At 73.5% G+C, this 18,648-nt stretch carries 11 protein-coding genes; 8 read left to right on the top strand and 3 right to left on the bottom strand.

Annotated features, from left to right (window positions below):
* Positions 1 to 35 precede the first annotated feature (35 nt).
* Positions 36 to 3,656 carry a S8 family serine peptidase gene (locus ACIQI8_RS13715; RefSeq protein ID WP_402348700.1) on the bottom strand — a complete coding sequence of 1,207 codons (3,621 nt, stop codon included), beginning with the start codon at positions 3,654 to 3,656 and terminating at the stop codon, positions 36 to 38.
* 207 nt (positions 3,657 to 3,863) lie between these two features.
* On the opposite strand from ACIQI8_RS13715, the gene ACIQI8_RS13720 reads away from it, so the two are divergent.
* The 6 genes from ACIQI8_RS13720 to ACIQI8_RS13745 all read left to right on the top strand — a co-directional run bounded on the left by ACIQI8_RS13720 (position 3,864) and on the right by ACIQI8_RS13745 (position 14,567).
* Positions 3,864 to 4,301, top strand: a complete 438-nt coding sequence (locus tag ACIQI8_RS13720) for a CU044_2847 family protein (RefSeq protein ID WP_402348703.1) — start codon at positions 3,864 to 3,866, stop codon at positions 4,299 to 4,301.
* On the top strand, positions 4,298 to 6,010 hold the full coding sequence (locus tag ACIQI8_RS13725) for a trypsin-like peptidase domain-containing protein (RefSeq protein ID WP_402350433.1): 1,713 nt from the start codon (positions 4,298 to 4,300) through the stop codon (positions 6,008 to 6,010). Before ACIQI8_RS13720 ends, ACIQI8_RS13725 begins: the two co-directional genes overlap by 4 nt.
* A gap of 64 nt (positions 6,011 to 6,074) precedes the next feature.
* The gene (locus tag ACIQI8_RS13730) at positions 6,075 to 7,094 is read left to right on the top strand and encodes an AAA family ATPase (protein ID WP_402348706.1); all 1,020 of its coding nucleotides are present in this window, start codon (positions 6,075 to 6,077) and stop codon (positions 7,092 to 7,094) included.
* Positions 7,084 to 11,865 (top strand): SAV_2336 N-terminal domain-related protein, encoded by a 4,782-nt coding sequence (locus tag ACIQI8_RS13735; RefSeq protein WP_402348708.1) that lies wholly within the window; start codon positions 7,084 to 7,086, stop codon positions 11,863 to 11,865. Before ACIQI8_RS13730 ends, ACIQI8_RS13735 begins: the two co-directional genes overlap by 11 nt.
* Positions 11,866 to 12,071: 206 nt before the next feature.
* Positions 12,072 to 13,109: a rod shape-determining protein gene (locus tag ACIQI8_RS13740; protein WP_123999669.1), complete on the top strand. Its 1,038-nt coding sequence runs from the start codon at positions 12,072 to 12,074 to the stop codon at positions 13,107 to 13,109.
* A gap of 48 nt (positions 13,110 to 13,157) precedes the next feature.
* The gene (locus ACIQI8_RS13745; protein WP_402348711.1) at positions 13,158 to 14,567 is read left to right on the top strand and encodes a GAF domain-containing protein; all 1,410 of its coding nucleotides are present in this window, start codon (positions 13,158 to 13,160) and stop codon (positions 14,565 to 14,567) included.
* Between the two features lie 22 nt (positions 14,568 to 14,589).
* Here the strand turns inward: ACIQI8_RS13745 and ACIQI8_RS13750 are convergent, their stop codons facing one another.
* Together ACIQI8_RS13750 and ACIQI8_RS13755 are read right to left on the bottom strand one after the other, a co-directional pair.
* Positions 14,590 to 15,585: an anti-sigma factor RsbA family regulatory protein gene (locus ACIQI8_RS13750; RefSeq protein ID WP_402348713.1), complete on the bottom strand. Its 996-nt coding sequence runs from the start codon at positions 15,583 to 15,585 to the stop codon at positions 14,590 to 14,592.
* 219 nt (positions 15,586 to 15,804) lie between these two features.
* A complete protein-coding gene (locus ACIQI8_RS13755; protein ID WP_402348716.1) occupies positions 15,805 to 15,933 on the bottom strand; it encodes a hypothetical protein in 129 nt (42 codons plus the stop codon).
* A gap of 205 nt (positions 15,934 to 16,138) precedes the next feature.
* Here ACIQI8_RS13755 and ACIQI8_RS13760 point away from each other — a divergent pair, with 205 nt between their 5' ends.
* Together ACIQI8_RS13760 and ACIQI8_RS13765 are read left to right on the top strand one after the other, a co-directional pair.
* Positions 16,139 to 17,671 (top strand): carotenoid oxygenase family protein, encoded by a 1,533-nt coding sequence (locus ACIQI8_RS13760; RefSeq protein ID WP_402348719.1) that lies wholly within the window; start codon positions 16,139 to 16,141, stop codon positions 17,669 to 17,671.
* Between the two features lie 263 nt (positions 17,672 to 17,934).
* Positions 17,935 to 18,387 (top strand): hypothetical protein, encoded by a 453-nt coding sequence (locus ACIQI8_RS13765; RefSeq protein WP_402348722.1) that lies wholly within the window; start codon positions 17,935 to 17,937, stop codon positions 18,385 to 18,387.
* The last annotated feature ends 261 nt before the right edge of the window (positions 18,388 to 18,648 follow it).

Genomic DNA, 18,648 nt, shown 5'->3' on the forward strand with positions numbered 1-18,648 from the left:
GCGACCCGAACAGGGGAACAGCTGGCGTGGCGTGCCTACTTCACCCCCACCGCCCGAATCACCTCCTGTGTCACCGACCCGCCCAGGTCGTCACTCGCGGCGGCCCGCAGGGAGATGTACGAGGCGTCCCGGGGCACGGTCAGCGTGCCGCGGCCGGCGCCGCTGAGCCGTACCGCGCGCCACGACGTCCCGTCGTCGTACGACACTTCGAGCCGCTCGCCGCCGATGGTGCCGGTGTCCGGCGCGCCCTTCACGTACTCCGCCCGGATCCCGACGGGCAGCCGCGCCCCGCCCCGCACATCGCCCGCGAGGTCGGTGTCGACGTCGAAGGCGAGGTTGATCAGCGGCAGGAAGGTCCAGCGGTCGTCGGGGGTCGCCGCCGAGCGGAAGGTCCACTCGGAGTGGCCCTTCGTGGACAGCCGCCAACGGTCCGCGTCGAGCGCGGTGTCGGTGACGACCCTGTACGTGTGCTCGTCGGCGGGCGCGTCCCAGGCGTACGCGCCGGAGCTCTGGCGCCGGTCGACCAACTCGCCGTCCAGATACACCTCCGTGTACTGGGACATGCCGGTCTCCGTGCTCCACACGTCCCCGAACCCGGTGTGGTCGGGCCCGGAGTCGCCCCAGCCCGGCGTGTTGAACTGCAGCTGGTTTCCGGAGCGTTGCTGTCCCCAGCCGAGCCCCGTGCCGAGCCACGGATGCCACACCGGCTTGAACCAGTCCAGCGCGGGCCGCGACCCGCCCCGGTACGTGACAAGCCCACTGCGCTCCTCCAACGCCCCCTCGGCCGCCGTGACGGACTCGTGCCACAGCTGCCCCGGCCCGGTGGACACGTAGTCGGTCCGCTCGGCCGGGTAGTCGATCCGCTCCTGGAACCCGATGCCGATGGGGAAGGTCCCGGTGATCGAGTACCGGAACTCGCCTCCGCTCACGGGCTGGGCCGCATGGAACTTCACGCCTACGGAGCCCAGTTCACGCCCACTCGGTGCGTACGTCAGGTCGCGGTTCGGGATCGCCCCCGCATGGCCTTGCGAAAGGTCGTACATGTAGGGCGTGTTGCGCGTCCCGGTCATGTCGACCCGCCCGGCCGCACGAAGGCGAGCAGCATCATCCGCGTTCACCGTGGCGATCTGCAGCGCCCGGTCCCCGTCGTCGTCGCCCCACCAGGCGTTGAGCCGCCCGGGTTCGTCGTCGGTCACGAACAGCGCCTTCGCACCCGCGTCCTGCGCGGCCTGGGCGAGGGCGACCGGATCACCTCCGTCGGCGAGACGCGCGAGCACCGCCCTGCCCCGCACCGCGCCCGTCATGGGACCGTCCCCGACGTCCACGAGCGGCAGCCGCGTACGCCCCTCCACCAGCGTGCCGCCCGGCTGCACGACGGCCTCGCGCACGCCCTTGACCGCCAGCGACGGCTTGCCGAGCCGCCACACGGTCCGGTACTCGAAGCCGCCCTGGGTGACCTTCCTCGTGGGCGCCGCGAAGACGCTGTCGTACTTCACGGGCACCTGGACCGCGCCGAAGAGATCGGATCCGCCGGCCTTCCGGTCGTACTCCATGAGCAGTTGCCGGGTCTCGGTACGCCGGTCGACCTCGGCCCTGATCTCCCGCAACGCCCGTCCGTCGAGGGTGACTTCACGGTCCCGGTCCAGCGTGATCTCGGGCGCCGCGAGGAAGCCGAGCCCGAGCGAGTCGGCGCCACGGCCGCCGCGCACGTCGAGGAAGGAAGTGAGACTGTACGTCCCCGGCTGGAGCCGCAGCTTCAGCGTGCCGGAGTCGTCGACGTGCGCCGAGGCCGGGTCCACATCTGCGGCGAGCCGCTGCACCACGAGGTCGGCGGCGGTGGCCGCGCCGTCCCGGTCCTTGACGTGGACGGTGAGCGTGTACCGCTCCTCCTCCTTGACCAGCCCGAACGCCGTGTGCGCGACAGGAGTTCCGGCGACGGACGCCACGACCTGCCCGCTGGTGTTCCCGACCGGCGCCTTCGATCCGTCGCTGGTCACGGTGGTGGACGCGGTGCCGTGCGCGGGCACGGTGAGGCGGGTGTCGGCGAGGGTGGCGACGCCGTCCCGGGTGCCCTGCACCGCGAGGCTCAACTCGACGTCGGAGTCGGAGGAGTTGGTGTAGGTGAGAGTCCTGCTCACCGGCTTGTTGTCCTCGTAGGGCCAACGGTAGAAGCCGAGATCGGCGCTCCCGGTGGCGGTGACGTCCGCCTCGACGGCCGCCGGGACACTCACCCGACCCGCACCCAACTGATAGACCGACGCATCGAGTTGCGCCGACGTCGACATCAGCGCGTCCTTGAGCTGAGCGCCGGTCCAGTCGGGGTGTTCCTGCGCGAGCAGGGCGGCCACCCCCGCCACATGGGGCGTCGCCATGGACGTACCGCTCATGGATGTGTAGTAGCCGCTGCCGTCGACGAGCCCGGAGCGGGCGGCGAGGATGTCGACGCCCGGCGCCGACAGGTCGGGCTTGAGGGCGTTGTCGCCGTGGCGCGGGCCCGCGCTGGTGAAGTAGGCGGCCTCGTCGGACGCGTCGACGGCGCCCACGGTGAGCGCGGAGTCGGCGGCGCCAGGTGAGCCGATGGAGGAGGGGGCGCCGGTGTTGCCGGCCGCGACGACGAAGAGGGCGCCGGTCTCCTCCGTGAGCGCGTCCAGGGCCTGGGCCATGGGGTCGGTGCCGTCACTGGGTTCCGTGGACCCCAAGCTCATGGAGACGATCCTGGCGTGCACGTCCCGCGCGGCCCACTCCATGCCGGCGATGATCTGCGACTCGCTGCCCGACCCCTGGTCGCTGAGCACCTTGCCGACGGCGAGGGTGGCGTCCGGGGCGACGCCCCGCTCCTTGCCCTCGGAGGCGGCGCCGTCACCGCCGACGGTCGAAGTGACGTGCGTGCCATGGCCGTTGCGGTCGGCGACCTCCTCGCCCTCGATGAAACTCTTGGTGACGGAGACGCGCCCGGCGAGGTCGGGATGGCCGACGTCCACCCCCGTGTCCAGCACGGCGACGGTGACGCCCTTGCCGGTCAGCCCGGCCGCCCACGCCGAGGGCGTACCGATCTGCGCGTTGCTCTCGGCCATGTCGGCGCGGACCCGCCCGTCGAGCCACAGCCCCCGCACCCCGCCCTGCCGGGTGAACTCCCGCCAGAACCCCCGCCCCTTGTCCGCCTCGACCGCGGCGCCGCGCACACTGTCGAGCATCCGCGTCCGCGTGGCACTCCGCGGGACGACAGCGCGGGCCCCCTTCTTGTACGTCACGATCAGCGGGAGTTCGGAGGCCTGCTCGTCGGTGAGCCCCTGCCGTATCAACTCGCTCACGTCGAACAGCCGTTGATCGAGCGTCCCGGCCCGCAGATACGGCAGCGCCTCGTCGGGTACGACGGTGATCTCACCGTCGGCGGTCTGCGTGCGCACGGCTCCGGTGGCGCCCCTGGGCCGCTCGACGGTGACCGTCCTCCTGCCGCCGCCGAGGTCGGTGACCGTGACCTTGTCGCCCGTCACGAGGGTGACGGTACGGGCGGCAACCGCCGCCGTGCCGGCCCTCGTTGACGTACCGGCGCCCGGGGTGCCGTCCTGTGCGGTCGCCGGTGCCGTCGGTAGCAGCGCCAGCACGAGCCCCGCCGACAGGAGGGTCGCCCCGCGTCCGACTGGTCCTCTGCTCATCCACGCCTCGCTTTGTCTCGTCGAGTGCTGCGAAGAGTGTCAGGGGCCTTGTGGTGCGGGAGAGTCGCGTGGGGGTGGCGGGTTGGTGCGGTGGCGGGTTTCCGCCAGCGGGCCCGGTGGCACGAACGGGGTGTCGAAACCGGGGCAACTTCAACCGCCGTCCAGGACAATGAGGTTGATCGGTTGGCCGGGGACTACGGGGGCGTCGTGGATGGTTTGGTCGAGTTCAGGATGAACGACGGCTCCATGGTCGCGGTCGAGGCCATGGAGGAGGAACGGGGCTCCCGGCTGATCGGCCGCCGGCGCGAGGACGGCACGATCCAGGCGGCACGCACCTTCGAGGGCGCGTTGGCGGGGGTACGCGCGGCGGCCGAGTCGGCGCTGCGGGTGTTCCGGGACGGCGGGCTCCGACCCGACGGCGTGGAGATCGAGTTCGGCGTGAAGATGTCCGCCGAGGCGGGCGCGTTCATCGCCAAGGGGACGGCCGAGGGGCATCTGGTGGTCAAGCTGACATGGGCGCCGCCGGAGTCGCCCGCGCCTTCGCCGACGCCCGCGCCCGCGCCCGCCCCCGCGCCCGGATCTTCGCCCTCGCCGGCGCCTTCGCCTTCGCCGTCGTCCGACCGGGAGGTCGGTGGGTCCGCATGATCCCCGGTGAGTGGCAGGCCCGCGTCGAGTGCGGCGGCCGACTGGCCGGCGCGGGTTTCCTGGTGACCGCGGACAAGGTGCTGACCTGCGCGCACGTCGTCCAGGACGGCGACCGGGCGCCGGTGACCGTGTCCTTCCCGCAGCGCCCGGGCGCCGAGCCGGTACCCGCGCGAGTCGTCGCGCGGGGCGGCTGGCCCGGGCTGCGCGCCGACCGGGGCGACCTGGCCGTCCTCCAGCTGGCGAGCGAGGTCGCCATCGCCCCGGCGGTCCTCGCGCCGGCCGACGCGGCGCACGGCGACCGCAGGCTGGTGGCGTACGGATTCCCGCAGGGGTACGACGACGACGGCACGCTCGCCGAGTACCGCACGGCGGGGCCGTTCCCTGTCATGGACGAGTGGATCCAGCTGGTGGCGTGGAGCGGGCACGGCCAGCCGCTGGTCTCGGGGTTCAGTGGAGCCGCGGTCGCCCTGGTGGAGACCGGCGAGGTCGTCGGCATGGTCACGGCCGCGGACCGCGCCCGGGACGTGCGCACCGGACGCATGATGCCCACCCATGTCATCGCCCGCTACTGGCCCGACCTCAGCGACCTCGTGCCCTTCCGGCCGCCGGCCGGGCTCTGGCCGAACGTGGGGAGACGGGTCGAGGCGGGGGCCGGGGCCCGGCTGCGGGGCCTCGTGGAGAAGGCCGCCCGGGCCGGCCTCGACTGTGATCCGGTGCGGCTCTACCGGGACGCGGCCGGGGAGTTCGACCCCGAACCGCCGGCCGAGGGGTTCGCCTCGCTGTGGGCGGCGGCCTGGTTCGTGCTGTGCGAGGTGGACGATCCGCTGACGCCCGCGCGGTTCGCCGACCGCCTTGACGCGCTGCTGACCGTGCCGGTCCGGACCGACGAGGCGCCCGACTGGTCGCCGATCCTGGTGGAGGTGCGGCCCAGCGGCGCCGGCCACGACGTGTTCCGGGTCGAGGTGTCCGCGTACAGCGGCCGGCGCCGCCATCTCGTCGCCTCGAGCACGGTCGCGGAGGAGCGGCTGCCCGCCTACGTGCGGGACCACGTCGAGGAGGCGTTCCCCTATCTGCGGCCGGGCGCCGACGAGTTGATCGCGTTCGCGCTGCCCCGCGACCGGCTCGACCTGCCGGTGGACCGCTGGGGCAGCGCTCCGGACGACCCGACCCCGCTCGGCCTCACGTACCCCGTCGTCGTGACCGACCACGCCCGGCGCGCGGGCGGCAAGCGGCACGTCCTGACCCGGGTGTGGGACCGGCTGCGCTCCTACGAGGACGCGCCCGTGCAGCGCGTGGCGTGCGACTGTCCCGACAACCCCATGAAGCTCCGGCGGCGGATGCGGCAACCCGACGCCTGTCTCGCCGGCTTCGCCGCCGCGTCCCCGACGGCCCGCACCCGCCCGCACTTCGAGGAGTCGGTCACCGCGCCGGCCCCGATGATCGTGTGGTCGCGCCGGGGCTGCGAGGCGGCGGCGGGGGAGGCGGGCTGCGCGGGCGACTGCTCCGGTGCCGCCTTCCTGGACGTGGTCGACGCCCGCCTCTCGCACGTCTCCCCCGCCGAACTCCCGCGCGCGGTCCTGGCGTTGCGCGAGGAGGCCGACGCGGAGGACGACCACTGGGCGCGGGACATCCAACTGCTGTGGGACGACCCGCGCTGCTTCACCGACGAACACGCCGGAGCCGTGCACACGAGGTCTCCGCTGGCCTGACCACCACTCGGACCGCCCGGACCCGAAAGCCGTAACACCCGCCCTCAGACCGGAGATCCGCCCCATGCCGCACTGGTCCGTCTACACCGGCAGCAGCGAACCGCACGACGGGATCGCCGAGTTGCCCGCCCCGCCGCCGTGGCGCGCGTTCGACGGCGGCCCCGCGCTGCCGCCGCCCGGTGAGCGGGACGACACGGCGGCGATCTCACCGGACCGGGTGCACAGGGCGCGGACGTACGTGGCGACGCCGGAGAGCGTACGGCTCGTCAACGCGGCACTGTGTCTGCGCCGCCCGCTGCTGGTCACCGGACCGCCCGGCACCGGCAAGTCCTCGCTGGCGTACGCGGTGGCGCGCGAGCTGCGCCTCGGCCCGGTCCTGCGCTGGAACATCACCAGCCGCAGCGCCCTCGCCGACGGGCTCTACCAGTACGACCCGCTGTCCCGCCTGTACGCGGCCCGCCCCGGCCCGGAGGGCGACGGGCAGCCGCGCGGCGGAGTCGAGGACCACCTGCGGCTCGGCCCGCTCGGCACCGCGCTCCTGCCCTACGACCGTCCCCGCGCCCTCCTCGTCGACGAGATCGACAAGAGCGACCTCGACCTCCCCAACGACCTGCTGAACGTCCTGGAGGAGGGCCAGTACGAGATCCCCGAACTGGTCCGCGCCGCCCGCCCCTCCGCCGACGGCACGGCCGAAGTCCTCGCGGACGGCTCGGAGTCGCCGGTCACCGTGGACCACGGCCGGGTCCGCTGCCGCGCGTTCCCGTTCGTCGTACTGACCAGCAACGGCGAACGGGAGTTCCCACCCGCCTTCCTGCGCCGTTGTGTCCGGCTGGAGCTGCGCCGCCCCGAGCGGGGGCAGCTGACCGAGATCGTCCGCGCCCACCTCGGTGACCCGGACGACCGTGCCGTGTCCCTGATCGAGGACTTCCTGCGGCGCTCGGGCCGCGGCGAACTCGCCACCGACCAACTCCTCAACGCCATCTACCTGACCGGCGTCGCCGGCCTCGACGCGGGCTCACCGGAGGAGCTGGCCGAGCAGTTGATGCCGTACCTGAGCGCGACGGCGGACGGCGATGGCATCTGATCCCGCTCCGGGTGCCGCCGTCTCCTCCGCCACCGACCGGCTGACCGCCCTGCTCGCCACGGCCGCGGGCCCCGACGGCACGACCCCGACCCCGCGCGAACTGGCGGAACTGCTGTGGCTGGCACGCCAGTTGGCGCCGGACCAGGCGGATGAGGGGGACGGCACCGACCGGGCAGACCCGGGGCCGGCCGCGCCCGCACCCCCTCCACCCGCTCCCACCGCCGTACCCCCGGACTCCGCCGAGCCGCCACCCCCCGCCCCGAACTCGGACGGCCGAGTCCCCCTGCACCTGCCCAAACCACCGCCCGCACCCCCGCCTTCGGCCCCTTCCCCCACCCCGGACACTTCGGCCGACGGGCTCTTCCTCGCCCCCGCGCCCCCGATGCTCCACCACCCGCTCGCTCTGCAGCGCGCCATCCGCCCCCTCAAGCGCAAGGTGCCCGCGCGCCGTGCCAGGGTCCTCGACGAGCACGCCACCGCCGACCGCATCGCACGCCTGGGCGCGCGTCCGGAGGCCTGGTTGCCCGTACTGCGCCCGGCGCCCGACCGCTGGCTGCGGCTCAACCTCGTCCACGACACCGGCCCGACGATGCCGGTCTGGCGCCCTCTGGTGCGCGAACTGCACACCGCGCTCGCGCAGTCGGGCATCTTCCGCGCGGTCGCCCTGCACCCGGTCGGCCCCGACGGCCGGGCCCGCCAGGTGCCCGACCCCGCCGACGGCCGCACGGTGACCCTCGTCGTCAGCGACTGCATGGGTCCGCAGTGGCGGCCGGGCCCGGCGGGCGACTGCTGGTACCGCACCCTGCACCACTGGGCGGCCCGGATGCCGGTGTCCGTGCTTCAGCCCCTGCCCGAACACCTGTGGTCCACAACGGCGTTGCCCGCCGAGCCGGGCCTGCTCGCGGCCGCGACGGCAGTGTCTCCCACGGCACGGCTCGCCTTCACGCCCTTCGACCCGGACAGCCCTCGCGACCGCCAAATGGGGACATTCCTCCCGGTGTTGGAGGCGGGTCCGTCCTGGCTCGCCAACTGGGCCGCCCTCATCGCGTCCCCGGGCGGGTCCTACACCCCGGGCGCCGCGGCCCGGCTGCCCGCGCGTCCCTCCTCGCCGGCCGAGCCCGCGGCCCCTGACATCGCCGCGCTTCCGCCGCGCGACCTGGTCCTGCGCTTCCGCTCGACGGCGTCCCCGGCCGCCTTCCGCCTGGCCGGCCACCTCGCCCTGGCCGACCCGTCCCTGCCGGTCATGCGCCTGGTCCAACGCGCCCTGGAATCCGACCCGCGCCCCCAGCACCTCGCCGAGATCATCCTCAGCGGCATGCTCACCACGGTCCCGGGACCGCCGGGCTCCTACGACTTCCGTCCGGGCGTACGGGATCTGCTGCTGCGGTCCCTGCCCCGTACGGCTCGGGGGCGGACGCGTGAATTCCTGGCCCGGGTGGGCGGGTTGATCGACGAGCGGGCGGGGCTGACGGCCGGGGAGTTCCGGGCGCGGGCCGGCGGGCGCGAGGACGAGGCGTTCGCGACGGTACGGGAGGAGACGGTTCGGCGGTTGGGTGGCGAGCGGCGGGGCGAGCCTGGCGAGGGCGGGGACGGACACCCCCGGCCGGGCCGGGACGGCGAGTCGGCGCTTCCGGGCGAGCACGAAGCGCCGCGACACCCGCCGGGCGAGGACGGGGAGGACCGCCCCCTGCCAGGCGGGGACGCGCACCCGCTGCTCGGCGACCGGTACCGGCTCATCCGGCCGCGCGGGCGCGCCCGTTGGACCTGGCAGGCCGAGGACGTGCGGGGCGGAGAGCCCGTGACCGTGCACCTGTACGCGGACCAGGCGGCCCCGCAGGAGCGGTTTCTGCGGGAGGCGCGCGCCCTGGCCGGGATCCGGCACCCGAACGTCATGCCGGTGCTGGACTACGGCGTGTCGGCCGAATCGCCGTACCTGGTCACGGAGTTCGTGGACGGAGTGACCCTGGACGAACTGGAGCAGGGCAGCGGGCCAGGCGTGAACTTCCGGGTCTTCGCCCAGCTGGTGGTCCAGGGCGTGGCGGGGCTCGAAGCGCTGCACGCGGCGGGCCTGGTGCGCGGGCAGCGGGGACACAGCGGGCTGCTGCTGCGCCCCGACGGCAGCGTGCTGATCGGCCGGTTCGCCCTGGGTGAGGAGTCCGTGGGCTGGGACGCGGCTGCCGACTTCGCCGAGCTCGACACGCTGGTACGGGAGTTGGCCGCACAAGTACCGGCCGGCGACCGGCTGCTCGCCGACATCGTCCGTGGCGACCTGTCCGCCCGCGAAGCGGCCCCCCTCCTCGCGTCGGCCCCGGACCCCGAGCCGTGGACCTTCCAGCTGCTCGGCCCGCTGCGCATCAGCCTCCCCGACGAACCGCACATCACCGTGCTGCTCGCCGACGCCGAGGCCCTGCTGTGCATGCTGCTGCTCAAGCAGGGCCGACGGATCACCTACGCGGAACTGGCCCAGGGCATCTGGGACGAGCCGCCCGAGGCCGCCGAGGCCGACCGCCGTATCCGCCTCCTCTGCGCCGAGGTCCTGCGCCGCCTGGGCCCCGGCATCCTCGCCGCCACCCCCGACGGCTACGCCCTGCACGCCCCCGCCGCCCACATCGACGTACTCCACTGCGAGCAGCTCCTCGCCCGCCGCACCCCCGAACTGGACCCGCACACCGAACGCGCCCTGATCCAGGAGGCGTTGGACCTCTGGTACGGCGAGCCCCTCGACGGCGTCCCCGGCCCTGCCGCCAAGGCGACCCGTGCCCATCTGCACACCCTCCGCCTCACCCTGTGCGCCACTCGCGCCCAACTCGACCTGGACCTGGGCGACTTCGAGCAGGCGGCCGGCGACCTCGCCGCCCTCCTCCGGGAGCATCCGGACCGGGAGGACTTCCGCTGGCTGCACATCCTGGCGCTGAAGGGCCTGGGCCGGATCGCGGAGGCCATCGAGTCGTACGAGTCCTACGCGGAGGTCAGGGCCCGGCAGCACGGCGACCCGATCGACCCCGCCCTGCACGAGCTGTACCAGGAGCTGCGGGCCTCGCCCGAGCGGGGCCGGCCCACGATCGTCTTCGACGCCCCCGGCCTGAGCGAACACCCGCAGGCCCGGTACGCCTTGGGCCACGCGGTGACCGGCCTTCTCTCCGCGCCGGACCTCACCCCGCACCAGTACGACGTCACGGCCCGCACCGACGGCTATGTCGTCCTCGCCGAACCCGAGGCCGACATCCTGCCCCTCCTCGACGCCGTCCTGCGCGAACTCCCTGAGACGCTCGGCGACTTGGAGGACCCACCACCGTTCCGGGTGATCTTCTGGCACGGCCCCTGGTTCACGGGCCCCGATCAGTCCGGCATGCCGAGCCACCTGGCGACCGTCCTCACCCGCCACGAGGCCGACATCCTGGTCGTGCTCTCCCCCGTCCTGCACGAGGAGTTCTCGCGCGCCTCCGCGGTCCCCCTCTTCGAGCCGTTCCGCATGGGTTCCCCGACCTCCCAACCCCTGTCCTGGTACCGCCCGTTGCACCTCCCGCAGGCCGAACCCGAGCCGGAGCCCGAGTCCCGGGACCTGGTGAGCGGCCCGTTCACCACCCCCGACCTCGCCCGCCTCGAACCGCCCGACGCGGGCCGCACGGCCATCGTCCACACCCAGCCGGACGGCCCCCTCACCCTCCTCAACCCGAGCCGGCCCTGGGGCACCCGCCCGCCCCGCCTGACCACGTACTACGAGATCGACCTGACCACGCAGCGGGCCGAGTACGAGGTCTCCCTGCCGAGTTCGGGCGGCGGCACGTTCACGACGGTCGTCGAGCTGTCGTGGCACGTCGACGATCCGGTCGCCTACCTCCGCGGCGAGACCGCGAACGTCTCGGGAATCCTCCTCGCCCACTTCCTCAAGGAGGCGTCCCGCATCACCCGGCGCTACCCCCTGGCGCGGGGCGGCGCGGCCCAGAACGCCGTACACGGCGGACTGCGGCGATGGCCGGTGGCGGGGTTGTCGGTGACGCTGTCGGCGAGGCTGTCGGCGGAGGGGGAACCGGCGCCGCCGCGTACCGTCCCGCCGTCCGATCGCTCGCCGGCCGGTCTGCTGCGGGACGCGGAGACCGTACTGATCGGCTTCGACGGGGTCCTGACGAGGCTGTTCTCGACGCGAGAGGCCCGCAGCGCGGCTTTGGACCTGCTCGGCGTGGTGGCCGAGCACCGCGATGTCGAGGGCGCCCTCGAAGGGCGCCCCCTCACCGGCACCGGCAGGGGTCCGGTCACCGAGCAGGAGGCGTACGTCCATCCGCTGGACGTGCTGCGGGCCTTCGCGGACAGCGGGCTCGCCCCCGCCCTGAGCGAGCGCCTGGACCTGCTCGAACTGCGGGCCGCCGCAGTGGCCCCCGACGACTACGAGTCCGCGGGTCTCGTCCGCGCCCTGCACGCGGCCGACCGAGCGGTCCACGTGGTCTCGGACGTGTGCGAGGCGGCGATCCACCGTCACCTGGGCCCGCAGAGTCTGCCCCTGGCCGGTGTGCACGGCCGCGGCCCGGACCCGCGCAGGCTGCTGCCGCACCCCGACTGTCTGACGCGCGCCCTGCGCACCCCCGGCGTCCGGGCCCCCGCCAGCCTCGTGATCGGCTCGTCGGTCGCCGAACTCACCGCCGCCCAGCGGCTCGGCCTGTCCTTCATCGGCCTCGCGGGCACCACGTCGGCGGAACGGCGACTGCGCCAGGCGGGCTGCGAGACAATGGTCCCGAGCCTCCAACCCCTCCGGGAAGCCGCCGGACACCTCTGAGCCACCCTCATCTTTACGGCGCATTTACATGGGGCATATGTGACAAAAACCCCCATTCAGCCGCACCCCACCCGGCCCCCCACAAAAGGCGCCCCCACCCCCGCCCCCGCACGATGCGAGTGAGGCCCGCCACCCGGTGCGGCCCACGGAACGAGGTCCGCCATCACGCGGCGGCCCACGGTCTGCGCTCTCGGGAGGACCTAGCCATGACCGCCAGTCTGGAGCAGTTGCGCCGCTGCCATTTCGCCGTCGACCTGGGTGCGGCCCGGACCCGCGTCTATGTGAAGGGCGCCGGACTCGTCGTGGACCAGCCCTCCGCCGCCGCGATCAACACCCGCACCGGCGCCCTGATCGCCGTGGGCGAGTTCGCCGAGAAGATGACCGGCCGCACCCCGGACTACATCCGCGTCGTCCGCCCCGTCTCCGGCGGCACCGTCGTCGACATCGAGATGGCGCAGCGCATGCTGCGGCACCTGCTCGGCGACAAGATCCGCCGCAATCTGCGCCGCAAGCCCCGTCTGCGGGCCGCGGCCTGCACCCCGCACGACGCCGATCCGCTGGCCCAGCGGGCCGCCATCGAGACCCTCGTCGGGCTCGGCGCGCGCCGCGTGGAGCTCGTCGACACCCTGATCGCCGCCGCCGTCGGCTGCGGACTGCCCGTCGAACGGCCCGAGGCCACCATGATCATGGTGTGCGGGGCGGCGGCGACCCAGGTCGCCGTGCTCTCCCTCGGCTCGATCGTCACCGCCGAGCGCATCCCCGTCGGCGGCGAGGCAGTCGACCACGCGATCGTCCAACACCTGCGCCACGAGCACGAGTTGATGCTCCCGAGCCAGTCGGTCCGGCCGCTCCAGCTCGCCCTCTCCGGCAACGGCCTCACCGCCCAGGGCCCGGCGTCGACCGAGATCCACGGCCGGGACGTCGCCACCGGCCTCGCCCGTTCCGTCCAGGTCGACACCGCCGCCGTGCGCGACGCGATCGAGACGCCGCTGACGGCGGTGCTCGACGGCATCGGCCGGGTGCTGCGCAACTGCCCGCCCGACCTGGTCGCCGACCTCGCCGACCGCGGCATCATGATGGTCGGCGGCAGCGCCCTGCTCCCCGGTCTCGACCAGATGCTGAGGCACGCCACCGGCATGCCGGTGCACATCGCGGAGCGCCCCGACGTCTGCGCCGTACAGGGCCTCGGCGCCATGCTGGAGGGCAAGATCGAGCCGCTGGTGCTCGACCCGCTGGCCACCTGAGCACCGTACGAGACTCCCGTACGAGACACCCCCGACCGGGCACCCGGCATGACCGACCGTCTGCCGCCGCTGCTGGAGGCCGTCCTGGGCGTGGGTACCGACCTCGAACTGCGCACCACCCTCCAGCACATCGTGGACAGCGCGGCCGAACTGACCGGTGCGCGGTACGCGGCGCTCGGCACCGCGGATCCCGGCCGGGACGGTCTCACCGAGATCCGTACGCCGGGCGCCGTCCCGCGCTCCCCCGGCGTCCCGGCCCTCAGCGTGCCCATCCATGTGCACGAGGAGACCTTCGGTGAGCTGCACCTCGCAGAGAAGCGGGGCGCGGTGCCGTTCAGCGCCGAGGACGAGCAACTGCTGCACGTCCTCGCCGCGCAGGCCGGTATCGCGATCGGCAACGCCCGGCTGTACGAGGCGGCCCGGCAGCGTGAGCGGTGGATCGAGGGGGCCGCGGCCGTCACCACCGCGCTGCTCACCGGTGAGGAGGCGGCGGACGCGCTGGAGACGGTCGCCGAGCGCGCCCGCATCCTGGCCGACGCCTCCGCCGGGATCATCCTGGAGCCCACCGAGGACGGCGGCATGGAGATCGTGGCCGCCTCGACCGACCAGGACCCGGGCGACATCCTCGGCACCACCATCGAGCCCGGCAGCCCGGTCCTGGTCCAACTCCTCGGCGGAGAACCGGTGTTCATCGACGACTCGGCGACCGACCCGAGAATGACCACGCATGTACGGCACCGGTTCGGGCCCAGCATGATGCTGCCGCTGCGGGCGGAGGACCGGCTGATCGGCACCCTCGCCCTGCCTCGCGCGCGAGGGGACCGCCCGTACACCTCCGTGGAACGGCTGCTGGCCACCCAGTTCGCCTCGCAGGCCGCGCTCGCCCTGGTCCTGGCCGACGCCCAGCACCGCCGCGCGCGCCTGGCCGTCTACGAGGACCGCGACCGCATCGCCCGCGATCTGCACGACCTGGTCGTCCAACGGCTGTTCGCCACCGGGATGATGCTGGAGTCCACCCAGCGCAAGGGGCCCGTCGACGAGGTGCACGCGACCCTCGGCCGGGCCGTCGACGAACTCCAGTCGACGATCCAGGAGGTCCGCACCGCGATCTTCGCCCTCCAGCAACCGCCCGCCGAGGCGCCAACCGGCTTGCGGGGCAAGGTGCTTCGGGAGACGTCCGCCTCCGCCGCCGTGCTCGGCCGCAGCCCCTCCACCCGGTTCACCGGGCCGGTCGACAGCCGCGTCCCGGACCGGACCGCCGGCCACCTCCTCACCGCCCTGCGCCGCGCCCTCGCACACGCCACGCGCCGCCCCGGCGTCTCCCGCGTGGAGGTCGTGGTCGACGTGACGGCCAGGCTCCCGGACGGGAGGGACGCCGTACGCCTGACCGTGTCCGACGACGGGACGGCGGAGGACGGGAGCGAGGGGACGACGGTGAGTTGGCAAGCGCCGCTGTGAACTCCCCGCACCTGAAAGGAAGTCAGCGGCGGAACCAGCACCGCACCGTGGTCCCCCCGGGCCCCGTGTGCAGCCGTACGAGATCCGCGAGCAGGTTCACCAAGAGCAGCCCGCGACCACCCCGTCGGGCCCTCGGTGCGGGGCGGCGGCCGGCCAGGGGGTCGGTGAGGTGGCCCTTGTCGCGTACCTCGCACACCACGAACCCGTCCTCGGCCCACAGCCGCAGCGCGCCCGAACCCCCGCCGTGCACCACGCTGTTGGTGGTCAGCTCGGCGATGGCCAGGGCCAGGTCCGGCAGTCGGGCGGACGGCAGTCCGAGCCGGGCGCCCTCGTCGGTGGCCAGGTGCCGGGTCTCGCCGAGCGCCTCGGCGTCGAAGGCGAGGGCCAGGACGTCCGGCACGGGCGGGAGGGGCTCGTTGTAGCGGGCGAGCGCCGCGTCGGGGGCGTAGCTGTCGCTGTCCCGGGCCCGGCCGGAGCCGGCGTCGAGGATCATCGGGTGGGTGGCGTGGACGTCGGCGACGGCCTGCGGGGCGAGGGCCCGGATGTCGTACGGGCACAGGACGGTCGCTCTGCGGCCCTCGAAGGAGAGGTTGACCAGCGCCTCGTGCTGGACGCAGGCCGCGTACTCGACGGCCGTGCGCTCGGCCCACATCGGCTCCCCGACGATCCGCACCTGTGCACCGGGGGGTTGGGTGTCCGCGAAGGCGCGCAGCACGCCGGGGATGATCCGGCCGGGGTTGCGTCCCGCCACCCGCATGTCGACGAGGCGCGGGGCGGGGTCGGTGCCGAACTCGTCCTGGATCAGCCGGAGTCTCTCGGCGGGTACGGCCACGATGACGGGCTCGCCGGCCGCGAGCGCACCCCGCACGAAGGGCAGGACGCCGTCCAGGTACTCGCGTTCGTCCCGGTAGAGCAGGGCGAGGTGGGTGAACGGGCCGAGGGGGTCAGGGGGTTCGGGAGGCTCGCGCGGTCCGGCCGGGAATCTCCCGTCGCCGTCGCCTCGAACGCCGCTGTCCACACCGTCTCCCCACTCATGCTCTGGACGCTGATGTCTGGACGGCCTCCCTACCGATACCTGGACGACAGCGCGCCTACCCCCGACTCGACCGCTCATTCACCTCGACGTCACGAGGACCGCACGGAAGCGGCGAGGGGGGACATGACCACAGTGGAGGGACTGGAAGCGACCTCAGTACGGCACTCAGTACGGCACCCAGTACGGCACTCAGTACGGCACTCAGTACGGCAGCATCCGCCCCGACGGAGTCCTGCGGTCGATCTGCTGGTCCCGGGCGTCCCTGGCGTCCCTGGAGGACGTCGCGGACCCCGGACGGCGGCTGACGCGCACACGGGTCTGGCGATTCATGGCATCCTCCTCGGACTCACCGGCTCCTGGCTGATACCCACCAGCCTGGCCCCTGTACCCCACCGGCACATCGTGCCTTCGGAGGCTCCTGACCTGCCCCTCCAGCACTACCCCGCACCGACCCCGCTACTCCCGGGGAATGAGATCACCCTTACTCCTGGCGAGGGAGCGTTTGTCCCACGGACGGGAAGGGCAGAGGGCGGGCATGGTCGGTGAGCAGGGCACGGAGGGGAACCAGGCGCCCTACGCCGCCGGTCTGCGGACCCCGGCACGGGAGTACGAGGACATCGCGCTGCCCGTCGAGGGCACGCTGCCGCCCTGGCTGTCGGGGACACTGCTGCGCAACGGGCCCGCCCGCTTCGAGGTCGGCGACCGCAGCTTTCGGCACTGGTTCGACGGCCAGGCGATGATCCACCGCTTCCACATCGCCGCCGGTGGAGGTGGCGGTGGGGGCGTCGACGCGGGCGCCGCCGGAGTGTCGTACACGAACCGCTACCTCGCCACTCCGGCCCGTACGGCCTCACTAGCCAACGGCCGCATTTCGTACGGGGAGTTCGCGACGGACCCGTGCCGCTCCATCTTCCAGCGGCTGTTCACGCTCTTCTCCCCGCCGCCGGCCTCGGGCAACACCAACGTGAACATAGTCCGGTTCGGCGAGCGGACCCTGGCGCTGACGGAGACGCCCCTGCCCGTCGAGTTCGACCCCGACACGCTGGAGACCGTGGGCGTCCGGGGCTACGAGGACCACCTCACGGGCGCCCCGGTCACCACAGCCCACCCCCATCTGGAGCCGGACGCGGGCCACTTGGTCAACTACTCGATCCGCTTCGGCCGCGCCTCCCGCTACCTGATCCACCGTCAGCGCACCGATTCCGCCGCACTGCGTGAGGTCGTGGCCGAGAAACAGGTCGCCCGCCCCTCGTACATGCACAGCTTCGCGATCACGCCCTCGTACGCCGTGCTCGTCGAATTCCCCTACCGGGTCAACCCGTTGGCGCTGCTGCTGAGCGGTCGCCCGTTCATCGAGAACTACCGCTGGCAGCCAGACGACCCCACCCGGATCACCCTCCTCTCCCTCACCGACGGCAGCGTGGCCGGGGAGTTCGAGGCACCGGCGATGTTCGCGTTCCACCACATCAACGCGTACGAGGAGGAGGCGGCGGACGCCGAAGTCGGCACCGGCGGCACGGTCGTCCTCGACCTCTGCGCCTACCCCGACCCGGAGATCGTCCAGGCCCTCTACCTGGACCGGCTCCGCGCGGGCGGCCCGGTCCCGCAGGCCCTGCCGACCCGCCTGCGCGTGGACCGCCGGACCGGCCGGGTCACGGTCACCCGCCTCTCCGACGAGCCCCTCGAACTCCCCCGCATCGACTACCGCCGCCACAACGGCCGCCCGTACCGGTACGCGTACGGAGTGGGCTCACGCGACCACGGGGGCGGCGACTTCTTCGACCAGCTGGTCAAACTGGACGTGAGCTCGGGCGAAACGCTCACCTGGCACGAGCCGGGCAGCTACGCCGGGGAGCCGGTCTTCGTGGCGGCACCGAGGGTCACGGCCAGTCCGGTCGGCAAGGAGAACGCCGAGGACAACGGCGTCATCCTGTCCGTCGTCCTGGACTCCACCGCGCAGTCCTCGTACCTCCTGGTCCTGGACGCGACGACCTTCACGGAACTGGCCCGCGCGCGGGTCCCACAGCCGGTCCCCTTCGGCTTCCACGGCGTCTTCACGCGCGACTAGGGGCTGTCGTTCGGATCAGGCCGGCTGAGAGGCACGGTGCTTCTTGGCCGAGCCGAGCGGGGTCTGGTGCGTGCAGCTGCAAGGCGGAGGAGGGAGTCATGGCGGAGCCATGACGAGTGACGACAACGCCGCTGGGGGACCCCCCACGCCTTAAGGCAGTGGGGGAGCGCGTGCCAGACCCCGCGACGCCGGGCTGATCCAAACGACAGCCCCTAGGGCTGTGCCCCCGGCAGGCGCACACTGGAGGACGACCAGGAGGAGCCATGCGCATTCCCCTACGCCTCCCTCGCCCAGCCACCCCTCCCACCCCGGCCGGCCCGCCCCGGTCCGCGCAGGTGCGGGCGCTGGTCGCCGTCCTGGACGACGCGGTCGCGGCGCAGGGGCCGACCGACGAGGCGGTGGCCGCGTGCGGCGAGCCCGGGCCCGTCTCCCGCCAGACCGCGCGGGACTGCGGCCTGCAGAGCATCGCCCTGCACCGCCTGCGCACCCGGCTGCAGGACCTCCGGCTGACCGACCCGGACCTGGTACTGGCCCAGGCCCAGGCGGCCCGGCTGCTCGCCTACGGCCTGTGGATGCTGCGCGAATCCCTGGACCTCGCCTTCACGGCCCACCGCGACGCCCGCACGGAGGCGGCCCGGCTCCGCCTCAACGGACTGGGCCGACGCGCGGACGACCTGCGACGCCTGCGGGACGGGGTGCGGGCGGAGGTCCGCTGAGAGGTAACCGGCCATCGGACAGTGACCCCCCGGCCTGGACGCCGACGCGGCGGCCGTACGCCGGGCGTGAGTGGTCAACCCGCCTCCTGCTGAAGGCCGTTGAGAATCAACTCAAGACCGAACTCGAACTCGCCGCCGTAGGCCGCGAAACCGCCACGGCCGTCCGCCGCCTCCTCGACGCGGCGTGACGGGAAAGCCGGCGCTCACGACGACCACCGAGTGACGGCACCCGAGGCCTCGCGCCACTCACGCCACGGCACC

Origin of the sequence: Streptomyces sp. NPDC092369 (genome assembly GCF_044755245.1) — a bacterium.
GTDB lineage: Bacteria > Actinomycetota > Actinomycetes > Streptomycetales > Streptomycetaceae > Streptomyces.

Excerpts from the sequence above, each read along its gene's own strand:
- ACIQI8_RS13730 (WP_402348706.1), top strand. The coding sequence starts at position 6,075 with ATGCCGCACTGGTCCGTCTACACCGGCAGCAGCGAACCGCACGACGGG.
- ACIQI8_RS13735 (WP_402348708.1), top strand. The coding sequence starts at position 7,084 with ATGGCATCTGATCCCGCTCCGGGTGCCGCCGTCTCCTCCGCCACCGAC.
- ACIQI8_RS13755 (WP_402348716.1), bottom strand. The coding sequence starts at position 15,933 with ATGAATCGCCAGACCCGTGTGCGCGTCAGCCGCCGTCCGGGGTCCGCG.
- ACIQI8_RS13765 (WP_402348722.1), top strand. The coding sequence starts at position 17,935 with ATGCGCATTCCCCTACGCCTCCCTCGCCCAGCCACCCCTCCCACCCCG.
- ACIQI8_RS13745 (WP_402348711.1), top strand. The coding sequence starts at position 13,158 with ATGACCGACCGTCTGCCGCCGCTGCTGGAGGCCGTCCTGGGCGTGGGT.
- ACIQI8_RS13725 (WP_402350433.1), top strand. The coding sequence starts at position 4,298 with ATGATCCCCGGTGAGTGGCAGGCCCGCGTCGAGTGCGGCGGCCGACTG.
- ACIQI8_RS13760 (WP_402348719.1), top strand. The coding sequence starts at position 16,139 with ATGGTCGGTGAGCAGGGCACGGAGGGGAACCAGGCGCCCTACGCCGCC.
- ACIQI8_RS13740 (WP_123999669.1), top strand. The coding sequence starts at position 12,072 with ATGACCGCCAGTCTGGAGCAGTTGCGCCGCTGCCATTTCGCCGTCGAC.
- ACIQI8_RS13715 (WP_402348700.1), bottom strand. The coding sequence starts at position 3,656 with ATGAGCAGAGGACCAGTCGGACGCGGGGCGACCCTCCTGTCGGCGGGG.